We start from the raw sequence: 15,900 nt of genomic DNA on the forward strand, positions 1-15,900 counted from the left end.
TTCTCCCAATCGGCATATCCGTACGCCTGCTGTTCGCCCATCCCGGCATTGGCCAACCCGCCAGCGCCGGGTGGTTCATTTTCGGCTCGTTCACCAGGGCCTCCATTTTTCACGCGAAGACCACCAATGTCCTTATCTCGCCATCGTCTCGCTCTTCTATCCCGTTTTACCTGGTTAACCTCTCAGCGCCGCGCCGTTCGTACCGGTCTGTTCGGCACCTTGCTGGCCGTCATCGCACCGGCCCATGCCCAGCAAGCGACCAATGATCGCTGGGTCAGCGATACATTAAGCACCTACGTGCGAAGCGGTCCAACCGACGGCTATCGCATCGTCGGTAGCCTTACGTCCGGGCAGCAAGTCGAATTACTCGATACGCAGGGCGACTACAGCCAGGTTCGCGGCGAGAACGGCGATCGCGTCTGGATTCGCAGCAGTGATCTGCAGGAAATTCCCGGCCAGGCCGAGCGTTTACCGCAGCTCGAACAGCAGGTTGCCGAGCTCAGTGAAGAACTGAAGACAATCGATGACAACTGGAAGGCCCGAGTTCAGGGCATGCAAGAGACTCTAGACTCGCGCAAGGCATTAATCGACGAACTGGAAGCGCGCCGCAAAGCGCTCGACGAAGCACTTACGGCCACTGAATCGGAACTGCGCGACGCCCAGGCTCGGTTGGGTGACGAGAACAATCAGGTACTGATGCGCTACATGGTTTACGGCGGCAGCATCGCTGGCGCGGGCTTGCTGGCCGGACTGATCATTCCGGCCATGACGCGCGGTCGCAAGCGCAACGACCGGTGGTTCTAAGGCCTGTCGGCTTTTCGTAGCGACCGAAACGGTAACAGACCCTAGCCCAAACCTAACCGGGTTCGGATATCCGCTTCGTGGCGCCTGCTACGGACGATGACCAACCCGGTCTTGCCTGCGTCATGCGCTCGAGGACTTGTTCAGGCGCCATAGGTCTGTCGAGCAGAAAGCCCTGGAGCGTTTCACAGCCGAGCTCGGTGAGAAACGCTCGCTGCTCCGCTGTTTCCACACCCTCCGCGACAATCTCCAGGCCCAGCGCTTTACCCAACGCAATGATTGCCGAAACGATCACCGAGTCTTCATTGCCAACGCTCATTTCCTTGACGAACGCACGGTCAATTTTCAGCTCGCTAGCTGGAAGTCTCTTCAGATAAAGCAAGCTCGAATATCCCGTACCGAAGTCATCAATGGAGGCTTTCACGCCGAATTCGGTAAGGCTCCTCAAGGTTTCGATGGTTGCCTCCGCGTTGCGCATGGCTACGGTTTCAGTGATTTCGAGCGTCAGATTCGCTGCGGGGATGCAATGGCGGTCGATCGCCTCGGCCACCACTTCCAGCAGGCCCGGTTGCTCGAACTGCACGGCTGAAAGATTGACCGCGATGCTCCAATGGCTGAACCCCTGCAAATGCCATTCGCGTAATTGCCGGCACGCCTCGGCCAGCACCCAATTCCCAATGGGTATGATCAAGCCGGTTTTCTCGGCCAGCGGCAGAAAAACGTCGGGCGAGAGCAAGCCACGCGTCGGATGCTGCCACCGCAGCAACGCCTCAAAGCCTTGCACATCCCCGGTCGGCACTTCGAATTTCGGCTGGTAAAGCAGGCGCAGCTCATTCCGCTCTTCGGCCATACGCAGATCGTGAAGCAATTGCAGTTGCTCGGCCGCATTCGCGTTCATCGAGGCTTCGAAGAAGCTGTAGCCGTTCCGGCCGGCACTCTTGGTGTGGTACATAGCGGCATCAGCATGCAGCAGCAGGTCGCGCTCGGTTTCACCATCGCTGGGGTACACCGCAATGCCGACGCTGAGCGACACCCGCAGTTCATAACGGGGCAGCGCAAAGGGCTCGTCAATACATTGCACCAGCTTGTCGGCCAGCGTCGCGGCATCATCGGGCCCGCTGATGACGGCTAGAAGCACGAACTCATCCCCACCCAACCGCGCCAGCGTGTCCTGGGCCCGAATGCACGAGCGCAGCCGCTCGGTAACGCTCATCAACAATTCGTCACCGATATGGTGACCGAAGGCGTCGTTCACCGCCTTGAAGCCATCCAGGTCCATGAACATCACGGCGAACGTGGACGACTCCCGCTGGGCAACCTTGAGCGCCTGACTTAGCCGATCTTCGAGCAACAGACGGTTGGGCAATCTGGTTAGGTTGTCATGCAGGGCGAGCTGGATCAGCTCACTGTTGGCCTTTTCCAGCGAACTGGCCAGCAACGAGGTACGGCTCTGCATGCGGCCGTCCAGTATCGAGACAATCAGTGCGATCGCCAGGACCGCCAGCGTCAGCATGATCACCAACAGAGCCAGCCAGTTGGTATCCAGACCGGTATTGGACGCGCCGCAGAAGCTCCCGTCCGGAAAGCTCGCCGCTGCCATGCCGGTGTAATGCATGCCGGCGATCGCCAGCCCCATGATCAGTGCGGCGACACCCCGCCATAACCGTACGCGACAAACGTTCGCGCGCAGGCGAAATGCGAGCCAGAGCGCAGCGGCCGAGGCCAGGATGGCGATGGCCACCGAAGCGCTCAACCATCCCATGTCATACACGATGCCCGGCTGCATTCGCAGCGCCGCCATGCCGCTGTAGTGCATGACCGCGATACCGCAGCCGATCAGAACCGCGCCATGTGCGAGCCGCAGCCAGGGCAGCGTCTGCTGGCACACCAGCCAGAGCGCCAAGGCAGACGCAGCGATTGCGATGACCAACGAGGCCGTGGTGATCAAGGGGTCGTAGCCAAGCGGAATCGGCAAACTGAAGGCCAGCATGCCGACAAAGTGCATCGACCAGATGCCTAGCCCCATGGAAAACGAGCCACCGAACCACCATAGGCGCGCCGCACGACCTTGAGCGGTCGCAACGCGCCCCGCCATGTCGAGTGCGGTGTAGGACGCAAGCACAGCAACGAGGAACGAGAAGAACACTAGAATTTCGTTATAGCTACCAACCAGCATGGTTTGGGTTCCTGCGAAGGGCTGCGTTGTACTGACTTTGTCGCTATGCCAGTTCATCGCTCGCTGGGACGTTTTCTAAAGAGCGGACAACACATATCCGCCGAACGGATAGCCTCGGTCAGACCGATGCAAGCCCTGCTGCTGCGGTTGTTAGGCCAATCGACATTCTCCGGCGATCTGATAGGCCTCGGTACAAACCTCGAGCCCCCATTTGCGCTTGGCACAAACACACCCTGCCTTCCGCTCAAGATCAGGGGTGTAAATTCCTTGACCCAGTGCACAACTTGAGGCGAAATGCGGGCTATTCGGCGTTTCGAAGGGTCCTTCAGACTAAGGCTCGCTGTGGTTCGAGCGCTGAGGCAGAACTCCTCGCGCTGCCCGGAACGCCAGCAATCCATTCGAATCATATCCGCATGCCCAGCCGTCCCAGCATGCGTCTACTCAGGAATCAGCGCCAATGGCTCTATTGCAACAACGCACGTTCAACGTCATCGCCAGCAATCAGTCAGAGCTGCTCAACAAATGGACTGCAGAACTGGAATCCAGCGGTCTGTACCGCACTATCAAGACCGAAGATTTTCGCCAGCAAACCGAAGAATTCATCCGTCTGCTGATCGCCGGTGCCAGCAGAACCGAGTCGGGTGACGTCAAGGCAGCCAGCTGGGACGAGATGCGTCAGTACCTGGAAAAGCTGTCCCATAGCCGGGTGCAGCTAGGTTTCGATTCACAGCAGACCGCAGGCTTCATTTTTTCGCTCAAACGCCCGCTGATGCCGTTGTTGCAGTGCGAATATGCCGACGAGCCGGCGCTGCTGGCCGAGCAGCTCTGGGCCTTGTCCGAACTGATCGACGACCTCGGTCTGTATACCGTGCGTACTTTCCAGAAGTCCCGCGAGGCGGTGATCAAGCGTCAGCAGGAAGAGCTGCTCGAGTTGTCCACGCCGGTGGTCAAACTGTGGGATGGCGTACTGGCGCTGCCCATGATCGGCACGCTGGATTCGCAGCGGACTCAGGTGGTAATGGAATCGTTGCTGCAGCGCATCGTCGACACAGGTTCGGAAATCGCCATCATCGACATTACCGGCGTACCTACCGTCGATACGCTGGTGGCGCAACATCTGCTCAAGACCGTCACGGCCATCCGCCTGATGGGTGCTGACTGCATCATCAGCGGCGTACGTCCGCAGATTGCCCAAACCATCGTTCATCTCGGCCTGGATCTGCAAGGCATCGTCACTAAGGCATCCCTCGCCGACGCACTGGCATTAGCGTTGCGCCGCTCCGGCCTGACTGTAACCAAGGCGGTGTGATGGAACGCATCCCTATATTGCGAATGGGTGACTTTCTGCTCGTCACCATTCAAGTCGACATGCACGACCAGCTGGCCATGACCCTGCAAGACGACCTCGCCGAGCGCATCAGCGCGACCTCGGCCCGTGCCGTACTGATCGATATCTCCGCACTGGACATGGTCGACTCGTTCATCGGCCGGATGATCAGCTCGATTTCCGGCCTTTCCAGCATCATGGACGCAGAGACCGTCGTGGTCGGCATGCAGCCGGCCGTTGCAATCACGCTGGTCGAACTGGGTCTGACACTACAAGGCGTCAGCACGGCGTTGAACGTTGAACGAGGGATGCAGCTGCTGCATAAACGGATGGCCGAAAAATGACCGTGCGCGAAAGTGGCAGCCTGCCGGTACGCATCGAACAGGATGTGGTACTGGCGCGCCAGGCAGTCCGCCGCATCGCGCAGGATTGCGGCATGCGCCTGATCGATCAGACCAAGCTGGTGACCGCCGTCAGCGAGCTGGCCCGTAACACGGTGGTGTACGGCGGTGGTGGCGACATGGACTGGGCGGTCATCGAGCAAAGCGCCCGCACCGGTATCCGCCTGACGTTCCGTGACGAAGGTCCTGGAATAGCGGATATCAAGCTGGCCATGACCGATGGCTGGACGTCGGGCGGTGGGCTCGGTCTTGGACTGACCGGCGCGAAACGGCTGGTGGATGAGTTTGAACTCGAGAGTACGCCAGGCATCGGTACTCGAATCAGTATCGTCCGATGGGCATGAATATCCCCGGCTCAATGACGCAGGTGTTACCCATCGAAGACAGCAGCCAGGTAGGCCACGCCCGCCGCGTTGCGCAGCGCCTGGCCACGGAACTGGGTTTCGACGAAACCGATGCCGGACGCGTGGCCCTGGCAACTACCGAGCTCGCCACCAATCTGCTCAAGCACGCAGGCCAAGGCTCCCTGCACCTGCGTTCGATCGCGGCAGAAACCGGAAGCGGTGTCGAGATCGTCGCTGTGGATAGCGGGCCGGGCTTCAACCTCAACGAATGCCTGGCCGATGGGTTTTCCACTGGTGGCACCCAGGGAACAGGGCTGGGTGCACTAAGGCGCCAGGCACAGGTATTCGACGCTTACTCGGACGACAAAGGCTCGGTCGTACTCGTGCAGTTATTTCGACGCGGCATTGCAGTGCCGTTTCTGCGCTTTGGCGTCAGCCAACATTCGCTGAATAACGACCCGGCATGTGGTGATGTCTGGCATGTGGCCTGCGATAAGCAACGGATCAGCGCATTGGTGATCGACGGCATCGGCCACGGCGAAGATGCGGAGCACGCCGCCAAGTGTGGTGCCAGCGCATTCGCCGCAGCCCCCTTCGCCGACCCGGAAACCAGCATTGCCGACATGCATCAGGCGATGTGCGGAACCCGTGGCGGCGCTGCAGCCGTCGCGGTGTTCGATCCCCGCCTCGGGGTATTGCGCTTTGCCGGAATTGGCAACATCGGCGCCAGCCTGCTCAATGTGGAAAAAAGCCGGGGCCTCGCCTCGCATCCAGGGATCGTTGGATCGCAATTTCGCAAAGCGCGCGCATTCGACTACCCGGTTGAAGAACATCAATTACTAGTCATGTATAGCGATGGTTTGCAATCTCGCTGGACCCTGCGTGACTACCCGGGGCTGGTGCATCGCCACCCCGCTATTATTGCCGCAGTGCTGCACCGTGATTATTGTCGCGGACGCGACGATGCGACCGTTCTGGTAATCGCTCTGGAGGCAACGCGTGACTGATTCGAACGGTGTTAACGATACCGACCTCAGCCAGCTGGAACGGCTGCGCAGCGAGAACGAGTCGCTACGCGCCGAGCTCGACGAAACCAATCAGGGCGTTCTTGCTTTGTATGCCGAGCTCGACATTCAAGCCGAGCAGCTGCGCCAGGCCTCCGATCTCAAAAGCCGCTTTCTGTCCTACATGAGCCACGAGTTCCGCACGCCGCTGGGCTCGATTCGCAGCATCACGCGTCTTCTCAGCGACGAGCTGGACGGTCCACTGAGCGAGGAGCAGCACAAGCAGGTCTTGTTCATCAGTGGTGCCGCCTCTGAACTGAGCGATATGGTGGATGATCTGCTCGATCTGGCGAAGATCGAGGCGGGTCGCATCAGCATTTCACCAGCGTGGTTCGACATGTTTGATCTGTTCGCCGCGTTGCGCGGCATGTTTCGCCCCATCGTCGATGCCGAGACGGTGGACCTGATTTTCGAAGAGCCACAAGACATCCCGCGCCTGTACACCGATGACAAGAAGCTGGCTCAGATTCTGCGAAATTTCATTTCCAACGCATTGAAGTTCACGCAGCGCGGAGAGGTACGTATTTCGGCACGCCGCGAAGGCGAGCACGAAGTCTGTTTCGCCGTCACCGACAGCGGTATCGGCATACCGCATGGCCTGCACGGCAACCTGTTCGAAGATTTCGTGCAGATCGACACGCCTCTGCAGAAGCGTCTGCGCGGCACCGGTCTGGGACTGTCGCTGTGCAAGCGATTCGCCGAACTGCTCGGTGGGCGTGTCGGAGTGGAAAGCACTCCGGGTATCGGCTCGACCTTCTTCGTCATCATTCCGCTATCTATTGCCACGGAGCCGGTCGATGGAGCGTAAGTGCAAACTGTTGGTGGTCGATGACAACGCCGCGACGCGTTACGCGATACGTCGAGTGATGGAGCGGCACGGCTACGACGTGTTCGAAGCCGGAACCGGCGACGAAGGCCTGACACTCATCGCCGAGCAAGCAATCGATGCGCTGATTCTCGACGTGAACCTGCCCGACATGAGCGGTTTCGATATCGTCCGGCAGCTGCGTGCCGACGAGCGCACCCAGTTGCTGCCCGTGGTTCACGTTTCTGCCGCGTCGATCCAGACCGGAGACATCATCACCGGGCTCGATGCCGGGGCGGATGCCTATCTCATTCATCCGGTCGACCCGGACGTATTGCTCGCCACGTTGCGCACGCTATTGCGCGTCCGTGACACCGAGCACGCGCTGCGCGAAAGCGAAGCGCGCTTTCGTGAGATCTTTACTAGCGTGGCCGCACCGATTGTCGTGATCGATGCGCAGCTGCAGATCCATGAATGCAACCCGGCATTCGAACTGCTGCTGGGGGATGGTGACGATGCTTCGGCATTGCTCGCCCGCCTTGCCGATAACCAGGAAGACAAGCTGCAGCAGCTTCGACAGAGCCTGGCCAGCGGTGCGCGCTGGCAGGGCACGCTGAGCATGCACGTCGCGGGTCAGCTGCGTGAAACCAAATGGCAGGTTTCGCCCTATCGCGCCGTCGACCTTGGCCTCGTGTTCGTCGAGGACGTCACCGAGCAACGCCAACGCGAACGCTCGCAACTGCAACAACTCGACAGCGTGAACAGCGAACTCGCACGCGAGGTAGCCGAACGTGTGCGCACCGAAGCGCAGCTGATGCAGGCACAAAAGATGGACGCTCTGGGCAAGCTGACCGGAGGCATCGCACATGACTTCAACAACTTGCTGACCGGCATCATCACCGGCATCGAGCTGCTCAAACAGCGATTTCAGGAAGGCCGCAGCGACGCGGTATTACGCTTCGCCGACACCGCCTTGAGCTCCGCACGCAGCGCCGCCTCGATGACCAATCGGCTATTGGCCTTTGCCCGCCAGCAACCGCTGGACGCCCGCCCCGCCAATATCAACGATCAGATCCGCTCCCTCGAAGAGCTGCTACAGCGCACCATCGGCGAGCGCATCGAGCTGAAGCTCGACCTCTGTGAGGAAGGTGCGATCGCCCAGGTGGATGCCAATCAGCTGGAAAGCGCTGTGCTGAATCTGGTGATCAACGCCCGGGACGCATTGCCTGACGGCGGCCATATCGTCATCCGTACGACTTCCATGCGATCCACCGGCAATACCGAACTAGCCGATGGTGATTACGTCGCGCTGAGCGTAAAGGACGATGGCACCGGGATCCCCGCAAAGGTTATCGGCAAGGTATTCGACCCCTTCTTCACAACCAAGCCGCTCGGCCAGGGCACCGGCCTGGGCCTGTCTTCGATCTATGGCTTCGCCCGTCAATCAGGTGGCGAGGCGCGGATCGACAGTATCGTTGGCCAGGGCACCGAAGTGACGCTGGTGTTGCCCGCGGCTACTGATGTCGGCCACACCGCCGCACCCATCGGCGACACGCCAAAGGGCAACAGCGAGCATGTGCTGATCGTCGAAGATATGCCGGCGGTGCGCATGCTGGTGCTCGAGATGCTCAGCGAAGCGGGCTATCGATGCAGCGAAGCGGGAGACGTCGCGACGGCGTTATCGGTGTTGCGGGACGATCCAAGCGTCGATCTACTGTTGACGGATGTGGGCCTGCCACAACTCTCGGGGCGTGAGCTAGCCGATGTTGCGCGGACTCATCGTCCCGCCCTGCCGGTGCTGTTCATGACCGGTTATGCGGAAAATGCGGTGCGTCGCGACCGTTTTCTGGCCGAAGGTATGGATATGGTGGTCAAGCCGTTTCAAATCAGCGAGCTGCTTGCCAAGGTGCGCCGAGTGCTCGATACGGCCTCGGTGAATCGGCTCAATCGTAACTAGGCCGATAACCTGGACACGACTCGCTCGGTCGCTCAACCCGCCTTTTCGTCCGGCTTGTCGGTCGCGATCAGATCGAAACCCCAATCGCCGTACAAATACCAATCGTCCCCCATCATTTCCGCCGGGTGCTGAGTACGACCGGCACCGTTGCCGCAGGCGAGCGAGTCCGCCGGGCAGTAGCGGTCGCAGCCCCAGCAGATACGTTCAGGGTGTGGGGGATTCATCGGGAATTTCTTGGCCATGTTCGGGCCTCGTCTGGGTGCCAGCTGAGCGCTCAGGCTACTCGGCCATCCCCCGCGCGGACTTGATCATGATCAACAACGCCCCGCTGGAGGCTCAAACCAGCACTTCGCTGATCTGCAGAATGTGGGTGATCGCGCCCGCACGCATATCCCACACGTAGCGAAAATGCGGGCCTTGCACCGGCAGCGAGACCGTTTGCGGGCGAAATGCAGCGACACACTCATGCCCGTCCAGCCGCACGCTTCGGTAAAGCAGGCCCCAGGCCTTGCCGTCACGGTGTTCGCGAGCGAATGCCTGGCTGTTGCCATAGGCGGCCGGATCGGGCTGATGCAACTCGGGCATGGCGCGCACGTCGATCACCGGCTTGACGATTTTGTTCACGTACGCGCGCATGGTGATTTCGACATTCGCCTCACGGGTGGCCGCCAGGAAACGCTCCAGATGGAACTTGGTTTCGGCGATAGCCGCATCGATGGAACTGGCGCAGTAATAGACACCGTAACTGCCATCGCTGAACCGACTGGCATTGCCGATATGGGTGAAGGCCGCCATCACCGGCGTCGAGCCCGGCCCGCTGACTCGGTCACCGGGCGCCACGCGCTGCAATAGCCCCGCCTCTTCGCGCAAACGGTCGTTGGTCATGGCCTCGAGCGCAAAGGCAATTTCCAGATCCTCCGGGCTGAGGGTGTCTTCGAACACGGTCAGCGGCGGGAACGAGCTGTTGATGATGCGATACGCCTTCCGCCAGGCCGGCAGAACCTCCTGCCATGCCATCAGCCGCGAACCCCATCGAGATAACGACGTACGTCCGCCAGATCGACCACTTGCCCACCGAGCATGTAATCGAGCGCGCTAATGCCATTGAATGGCGCGGCATCATTGGGTTTGTGCACCCATTCGTACGCGCGCTCCGCCTGATTGCTGAAAATGATCCGCAGCGCCTTGTGGATGCCCATCAGATAGGAAATCCGCTCCAGCGTATCGCGCGGCAAACGAACTTCGGGGAGCTTCTTGTATTTGAAATAAGTTGTGTTGCCCACTGACCCGAGCAGCACGCGCTGCTGTTCGGCGCTGCAATCCCACAGTTGCATGAGGTTAAAAAAGAACGTCAGCGCAACTCGCCCCGCATCGGGTGAATGGATGTCCGGCTTGCTGATTGCCTGTTCGGTTTTCATCGTTACTTCTGCCTGGTTATCGCATAGCGAACAGATTACTCCGCATATGTATTATTTCAATCATTAAATTCATATACGTATTATCTGTCCAACTTAAAGCTGCCTTTGCTGACCACGATAGAGCGCAACTCAGAACAGTCCGAGCTGGTCGTCAATCAGCGCTGAGAAGCTGTCACCTACGAACGGCAGGATCGCATCGGCGATCGGCAGCAGCTGGCGTGTCACGTAATGGTCGTAGTCGATCACCGCACGCCGCACCTCGAGCGGCTCCGGCCCGGCCACGGTGATCAGATACCTGATCCAGCCGCCGTTCTGGTACTGCCGCTGACGGCCCTGCTGCAGGTTGTAGTCATCGGCGATCCGTGCGGCTCGCACATGTGGCGGCACGTTGCGATCGTAGTCATCCAGCCGTCTGCGCAATCGCTTGCGGAAGATCAGTAACTCATCCAACTCACCGGCCAGCGTGCGGTGCACATAGTCGCGCACGTAGTCCTGATAGGGCTCGCGGTTGAAGATGCGCCGGTACAGCTCCTGCTGGAATTGCTGGGCCAGTGGCGACCAATCGGTACGTACCGTTTCCAGCCCTTTGAAGACCAGCCCATCGCTGCCATCGGGACGCGTGACCAGCCCGGCGTAGCGCTTCTTGCTGCCCTCCTCCGCGCCGCGAATGGTAGGCATCAGGAAGCGTTTGAAATGGCTTTCGAACTGCAATTCCAGGGCGCTTTGCAGGCCGAACTCGTGCTGCAGATGCTCACGCCACCAGTCGTTGATCAGCCGCACCAGGCGCTTGCCGATGCGTGCCGCGTCCGCATCGTCGTGGGCGCGTTTGAGCCAGACGAAGGTGGAGTCGGTATCGCCGTAGATCACGCTGTAGCCCTCGGCCTCGATCAGCTCGCGGGTGTGGCGCATGATTTCATGCCCGCGCAAGGTGATGGACGAGGCCAGCCGCGGATCGAAAAAGCGACAGCCGCTGGAGCCGAGCACGCCGTAAAAGGCGTTCATGATGATTTTCAGCGCCTGCGAAAGCGGCTTGTTGCCCTCGCGCTTGGCCGTCTCACGCCCTTCCCAGACGCGCTCGACGATTGCCGGCAGGCAATGACGCGTCCGGGAAAAGCGCGCGCCACGAAAGCCCGGCACCGAGTCGCTGTCCTCGGGATGGCGCATGCCTTCGACCAGCCCCACCGGGTCAATGAGAAAGGTACGGATGATCGACGGGTAAAGGCTCTTGTAGTCCAGCACCAGCACGGATTCGTACAGGCCCGGCTGCGAATTCATCACGAAGCCGCCGGGGCTGGCCTCAGGCGGCCGCTCGCCGAGATTGGGCGCGACGAAGCCTTGGCGGTGCATCAGCGGAATGTAGAGGTGTTCGAACGCGGCCACCGAGCCACCACTGCGATCGGCCGGCAGACCGGTGACCGTGGCGCGTTCGAGCAAGAAGGTCAGCACTTCAGTCTCGTGGAAGATTCGCGTGACCAGCTCGCAGTCCTTGAGGTTGTAGCGCGCAAGCGCCGGCTTGTCCTCGGCGAACATGCGGTTGATTTCATCCATGCGCTGGTACGGCGTGTCGATCGCCTTGCCTTCGCCGAGCAGCGTCTGCGCGACGTTCTCCAGGCTGAACGAGGGGAAGCTCCAGGTTGCCGAGCGCAGCGCCTCGATGCCATCGATGATCAGTCGGCCCGCCGCCGCGGCGAAGAAGTGATTACCGCGGCTGCCGTGCTCGCGCCAGGCCATCTCTTCCCCGCCACGCCCCAACCGCAGCGGTACGTGATAACGCTGGGCCTGTTCGCGCAGCACCCGTAGGTCGAACTGCACCAGGTTCCAGCCGATGATGGCGTCAGGGTCGTGCAGCATCAGCCAGTCGTTAAGCCGCTCGATCAGCCGCTTGCGGCTGTCGCAGTATTCCAACTGGAAATCAACCGTACTGGCGTCACCGTTGGCCGGCCCGAGCATATAGACCTGCCGCTGCCCGCAACCTTCCAGCGCAATGGAATACAGCTCGCCGCGCATGGTGGTTTCGATGTCCAGCGAGACCAGCTTCAGTTGCGGGCGATAGTTCGGCGCCGGCTTGAGCTGCGCATCGACCAGCACGCCCTCCGCATCCAGCTGGCCAATGAAGCTAACCGGCGCGGTAATGAAGCGCTCCATCAGATAGCGCTCCGGCGGACGAATGTCGCCTTCGTAGACGTCGAGCCCAGCCGCGCGCAGGCGCTTTTCCAGGTTCATCAACTGTCGGTGCTGCTTGCAATAGAGCCCGAGCACCGGCCGATGCCGGAAATCGGTCAGATTCAGCGGTCGCAATTCGACGTCGCGTTCGCCCTTGATCAGTATCTCGACCTTGCGCTGTTGCGTCGCCGGAATGAACGCCACCGAAGGCTGATACGGCACACGGAGCCGACGCGGCCCGGTATCGGTCGCCAACCAGAACTCCACCTCGGTCCCGGCCGCCGTGTCGCGCCAGTGCCGGGTCAGGACGAAGCCCTGCTGTAAATCCACCGTTCGCCTCCTCATCTTTGCGAGGCAACATTCTACGTGGCAACGCTCGCAAACATGCCTAGAGAATCATCGACGCGGCCACTCGCGTCGGGCCTGACAGCATGGCGCCAGCAGGCCCGACGCCGGATGTCACATCCTGAACCGGCTCACCATCATCTGCAGATGATTACCCAAACGGGCCAGCTCCACGCTGGAGGCTGCGGTTTCGTTGCTCGCCGCTGCGGTTTGCTCGGAAACGTCGCGAACATTCAATACGCTGCGGCTGATTTCCTCAGCTACGGCGCTCTGCTGCTCGGCGGCCGCGGCGATCTGTTGGTTCATCGACTGGATGTTCGAAACGGTGCGCGTGATGTTCTCCAGCGACTCGCCAGCCCTGCGGGTAAGCGCCACGCTGCTGTCCGTCAGTTCACGGCTGCTCAGCATGATCGTCGCGACCTGCTTGGTGCCGTTCTGCAAGCCAGCCACCAGGCCTTCGATCTCTTCGGTGGATTTTTGCGTGCGCTGTGCAAGTCCGCGCACTTCATCAGCCACCACCGCAAAACCACGCCCCGCCTCGCCGGCCCTGGCCGCTTCGATGGCAGCGTTCAACGCCAAGAGGTTGGTCTGTTCCGCAACCTCTCTGATCACACTCATGACACTGCTGATCTGGGTCACGCCGTCGCGGATCCCGCCAATGAGGTCTCGTAGCGTCGATCCCATTTGCTGGATACCTAGAATCACCGGCCGGACATCGGAACGGCTTGTTAGCCTGCCGAGGCATCCTCACCCAGATGGATCACCCGCGCCGCACGCAACATGCACTTGGCCATCTCCGGCGGGGAGAATTTGGTGAGGATGTCATTAGCCCCGGCCGTCTTGGCCTTGTCGGTACTGATGGTGCTGTCCAGCGAGGTATGCAGCAGCACATAGATAGAGGCGTAATCGGGATGCTTACGCAGCGCCTGGGTGAAGGAGTAGCCGTCCATTTCCGGCATTTCGATATCCGATACCACTACGTTGATCGCGTCGTAGCTGTCTTTCAGGCTGTCGAGCTTGTCGAAAGCCTCGCGGGCGCTGCGCACCGCATGACAAGTGACACCCATCTTGCTCAGGGCCGATACCGACATATGCACGGCCACCTGGCTGTCATCGACGATCAGTGCGCGGGTTTCGGTAAGCAGCTGCGCGTCCTGATTATCTAGATCGGAGATGTCGGCCTCTGCGGGCGCAGGCGCAACGGTGTGGATTACCTTCTCCACATCGAGAATCTGGATCAGCTCGCCGTCTACCTCAGCCGTGCCGGTAATGAAGGAGCTGCTGCGCGCTCCATATGGCGGAGGCAGGATTTTCGACGACTGGATATGCACGATCTTCACCACCGCCTGAACGTGCAGCCCCTGCTTCGAGCGGCTGATTTCGGTAACGATCAGGCAACCGCCCTTGGGATCTTGCAGCGGCGCCATGCCGATCGCCAGGCTCAGGTCGATGACCGTCAACGGCTGACCCCGCAGCGTGGCGACGCCCTTCACATGGGGATGCGACTCGGGAAGCCGGGTCAGCGATGGCGTCGGAATGATCTCGCTGACCTTCAACAGGTTGATCGCCATCTGCTTGCCGCTGCGCAGCGTGAACAGCAGAAGCGATAAGGCGTCGGTGGCGGATGTGTTGTTCATGGATGGTCCTGTGGGATAGCCGTTCTCGTGGTGTAGATATCACCTCGCTAGAGTCTTGTCGGCTGGAGCGGCGAAATCTTCAGTCATCAGAACGGCTTCTGCCAAATGCCGCGTGCCCGGTCAGCAGCGCTCGAAGATCGCCGCGATGCCCTGTCCACCGCCGATGCACATGGTTACCAGCGCATAGCGGCCCTGGATGCGCTGCAGCTCATGGATCGCCTTGACAGTAATGATCGCGCCGGTCGCACCCACTGGATGCCCGAGCGAGATGCCAGAGCCGTTGGGATTGACTCGCCCCGGGTCCATGCCGAGTTCCTGCATCACCGCACAGGCCTGGGCGGCGAAGGCCTCGTTGGCCTCGATCACATCGATCTGGTCCAGACTGATCCCGGTGCGCTCCAGCACCTTGCGCACCGCCGGCACCGGACCAATGCCCATGTAAGCCGGGTCGACACCGGCATGGGCATAACCGACCAATCGCGCCATGGGCGTCAGGCCGAGTGCTTTCGCCCGTCCCGCCTCGGCCAGTATCAGCGCAGCGGCACCGTCGTTCAGTCCGGACGCGTTGCCGGCGGTCACGGTGCCGCCCTCTTTCTTGAACACCGGTTTCAATGCCGCGAGACGCTCCATGGTGAGATCCGAGCGTAGATGCTCGTCGGTATCGAAATAAGCGGTGCCTTTACGGCTGCGGATTTCAACCGGAACGATCTGCTCCCGAAAGTAGCCGTTCTCCAACGCCCGGGCGGCACGCGCTTGGCTTTCCAACGCCAAGGCATCCTGTTGTTCGCGACTGATGCCGTAGCGCTCGGCTACGTTCTCCGCGGTCACGCCCATATGGAATTTGCCCCAGGGATCGTGAAGGAGCGTGTTCATGTAGTCGATCACAGCGCTATCACCGAGGCGCGCGCCCCAGCGCATGTTCGGCACAATGAATGGCCCGCGGCTCATGCTCTCCGCGCCGCCGCCAATGGCGACATCGGTATCGCCGAGCAGGATCGACTGCGCGGCGGAAATGATTGCCTGCAGGCCAGAGCCACACAGGCGATTGACGTTGAACGCGGGAGTTTCCAGCGGTATGCCGGCGTCCACCGCAGCGACTCGCGCCAGATAACCATCCCGCGGCTCGGTGGGTATCACGTTGCCCATCACCACGTGGCCAACGGCATCCGCTGGCGTGCCGGAGCGCTCCAGCGCCGCGCGGCAGACTGTGGTCGCCAAGGTGGTCAGATCGATGTCCTTCAGCGCGCCGCCAAAGGAGCCGATTGGCGTGCGCACCGCACCGACAACGACGATTTCGCGTTCAGTCATGGGGGTTCTCTTCTACTGAATGGGGTCGCTCCGGCCAATGCGGCGCGGCGATTGACCCGATGCTAACCGGATGAATCAGCAGAACAACAGGGAAAAGCTGCAGATCGCTCATGCGTTATTGCAGAACTCATCGGTCACTTGCCGCGATGGGGGG

At 60.7% G+C, this 15,900-nt stretch carries 14 protein-coding genes and 1 pseudogene; 7 read left to right on the plus strand and 8 right to left on the minus strand.

Going from position 1 to position 15,900, the window contains the following annotated elements; genetic code table 11:
- Positions 1–126 precede the first annotated feature (126 nt).
- On the plus strand, positions 127–804 hold the full coding sequence (locus tag NA647_RS09060) for a TIGR04211 family SH3 domain-containing protein (RefSeq protein WP_256057388.1): 678 nt from the start codon (positions 127–129) through the stop codon (positions 802–804).
- Between the two features lie 52 nt (positions 805–856).
- On the opposite strand, the gene NA647_RS09065 is transcribed toward NA647_RS09060, so the two are convergent.
- On the minus strand, positions 857–2,977 hold the full coding sequence (locus NA647_RS09065; RefSeq protein ID WP_256057389.1) for a putative bifunctional diguanylate cyclase/phosphodiesterase: 2,121 nt from the start codon (positions 2,975–2,977) through the stop codon (positions 857–859).
- 457 nt (positions 2,978–3,434) lie between these two features.
- Here NA647_RS09065 and NA647_RS09070 point away from each other — a divergent pair, with 457 nt between their 5' ends.
- Genes NA647_RS09070 through NA647_RS09095 form a run of 6 tightly spaced genes read left to right on the plus strand, consistent with a single transcriptional unit; the run spans position 3,435 to position 8,875 of the window.
- Positions 3,435–4,286 (plus strand): STAS domain-containing protein, encoded by an 852-nt coding sequence (locus tag NA647_RS09070; RefSeq protein WP_256057390.1) that lies wholly within the window; start codon positions 3,435–3,437, stop codon positions 4,284–4,286.
- The gene (locus tag NA647_RS09075; RefSeq protein WP_256049373.1) at positions 4,286–4,648 is read left to right on the plus strand and encodes an STAS domain-containing protein; all 363 of its coding nucleotides are present in this window, start codon (positions 4,286–4,288) and stop codon (positions 4,646–4,648) included. The genes NA647_RS09070 and NA647_RS09075 overlap by 1 nt, the downstream gene beginning before the upstream one ends.
- Positions 4,645–5,049 (plus strand): ATP-binding protein, encoded by a 405-nt coding sequence (locus NA647_RS09080; protein ID WP_256049374.1) that lies wholly within the window; start codon positions 4,645–4,647, stop codon positions 5,047–5,049. Before NA647_RS09075 ends, NA647_RS09080 begins: the two co-directional genes overlap by 4 nt.
- Positions 5,046–6,056: an ATP-binding protein gene (locus tag NA647_RS09085; protein ID WP_256057455.1), complete on the plus strand. Its 1,011-nt coding sequence runs from the start codon at positions 5,046–5,048 to the stop codon at positions 6,054–6,056. The genes NA647_RS09080 and NA647_RS09085 overlap by 4 nt, the downstream gene beginning before the upstream one ends.
- Positions 6,049–6,921: a sensor histidine kinase gene (locus tag NA647_RS09090; protein WP_423836464.1), complete on the plus strand. Its 873-nt coding sequence runs from the start codon at positions 6,049–6,051 to the stop codon at positions 6,919–6,921. The genes NA647_RS09085 and NA647_RS09090 overlap by 8 nt, the downstream gene beginning before the upstream one ends.
- Positions 6,911–8,875 (plus strand): response regulator, encoded by a 1,965-nt coding sequence (locus NA647_RS09095; RefSeq protein ID WP_256057391.1) that lies wholly within the window; start codon positions 6,911–6,913, stop codon positions 8,873–8,875. The genes NA647_RS09090 and NA647_RS09095 overlap by 11 nt, the downstream gene beginning before the upstream one ends.
- A 32-nt stretch (positions 8,876–8,907) precedes the next feature.
- On the opposite strand, the gene NA647_RS09100 is transcribed toward NA647_RS09095, so the two are convergent.
- The 7 genes and pseudogenes from NA647_RS09100 to NA647_RS09130 all read right to left on the minus strand — a co-directional run bounded on the left by NA647_RS09100 (position 8,908) and on the right by NA647_RS09130 (position 15,746).
- Positions 8,908–9,117: a DUF3079 domain-containing protein gene (locus NA647_RS09100; RefSeq protein WP_131651633.1), complete on the minus strand. Its 210-nt coding sequence runs from the start codon at positions 9,115–9,117 to the stop codon at positions 8,908–8,910.
- A gap of 94 nt (positions 9,118–9,211) precedes the next feature.
- Positions 9,212–9,892, minus strand: coding sequence for an RES family NAD+ phosphorylase (locus NA647_RS09105; protein ID WP_256057393.1), 681 nt, complete (start codon positions 9,890–9,892; stop codon positions 9,212–9,214).
- The gene (locus tag NA647_RS09110) at positions 9,892–10,293 is read right to left on the minus strand and encodes an MbcA/ParS/Xre antitoxin family protein (protein WP_256057394.1); all 402 of its coding nucleotides are present in this window, start codon (positions 10,291–10,293) and stop codon (positions 9,892–9,894) included. Before NA647_RS09110 ends, NA647_RS09105 begins: the two co-directional genes overlap by 1 nt.
- A gap of 129 nt (positions 10,294–10,422) precedes the next feature.
- Complete coding sequence (locus tag NA647_RS09115) at positions 10,423–12,786, minus strand: DNA polymerase II (protein ID WP_256057395.1); 2,364 nt, start codon at positions 12,784–12,786, stop codon at positions 10,423–10,425.
- Positions 12,787–12,915: 129 nt separating this feature from the next.
- Positions 12,916–13,434: pseudogene (locus tag NA647_RS09120) on the minus strand (methyl-accepting chemotaxis protein); the annotation flags it as partial.
- A 95-nt stretch (positions 13,435–13,529) separates the two neighbouring features.
- Entirely contained in the window at positions 13,530–14,438 is a 909-nt protein-coding gene (locus tag NA647_RS09125; RefSeq protein ID WP_256057397.1) for a chemotaxis protein CheV, read from the minus strand.
- Between the two features lie 120 nt (positions 14,439–14,558).
- On the minus strand, positions 14,559–15,746 hold the full coding sequence (locus NA647_RS09130; protein ID WP_256057398.1) for an acetyl-CoA C-acyltransferase family protein: 1,188 nt from the start codon (positions 15,744–15,746) through the stop codon (positions 14,559–14,561).
- Between the last annotated feature and the right edge of the window lie 154 nt (positions 15,747–15,900).

Origin of the sequence: Stutzerimonas stutzeri, from assembly GCF_024448985.1 — a bacterium.
Lineage (GTDB): Bacteria > Pseudomonadota > Gammaproteobacteria > Pseudomonadales > Pseudomonadaceae > Stutzerimonas > Stutzerimonas stutzeri_AP.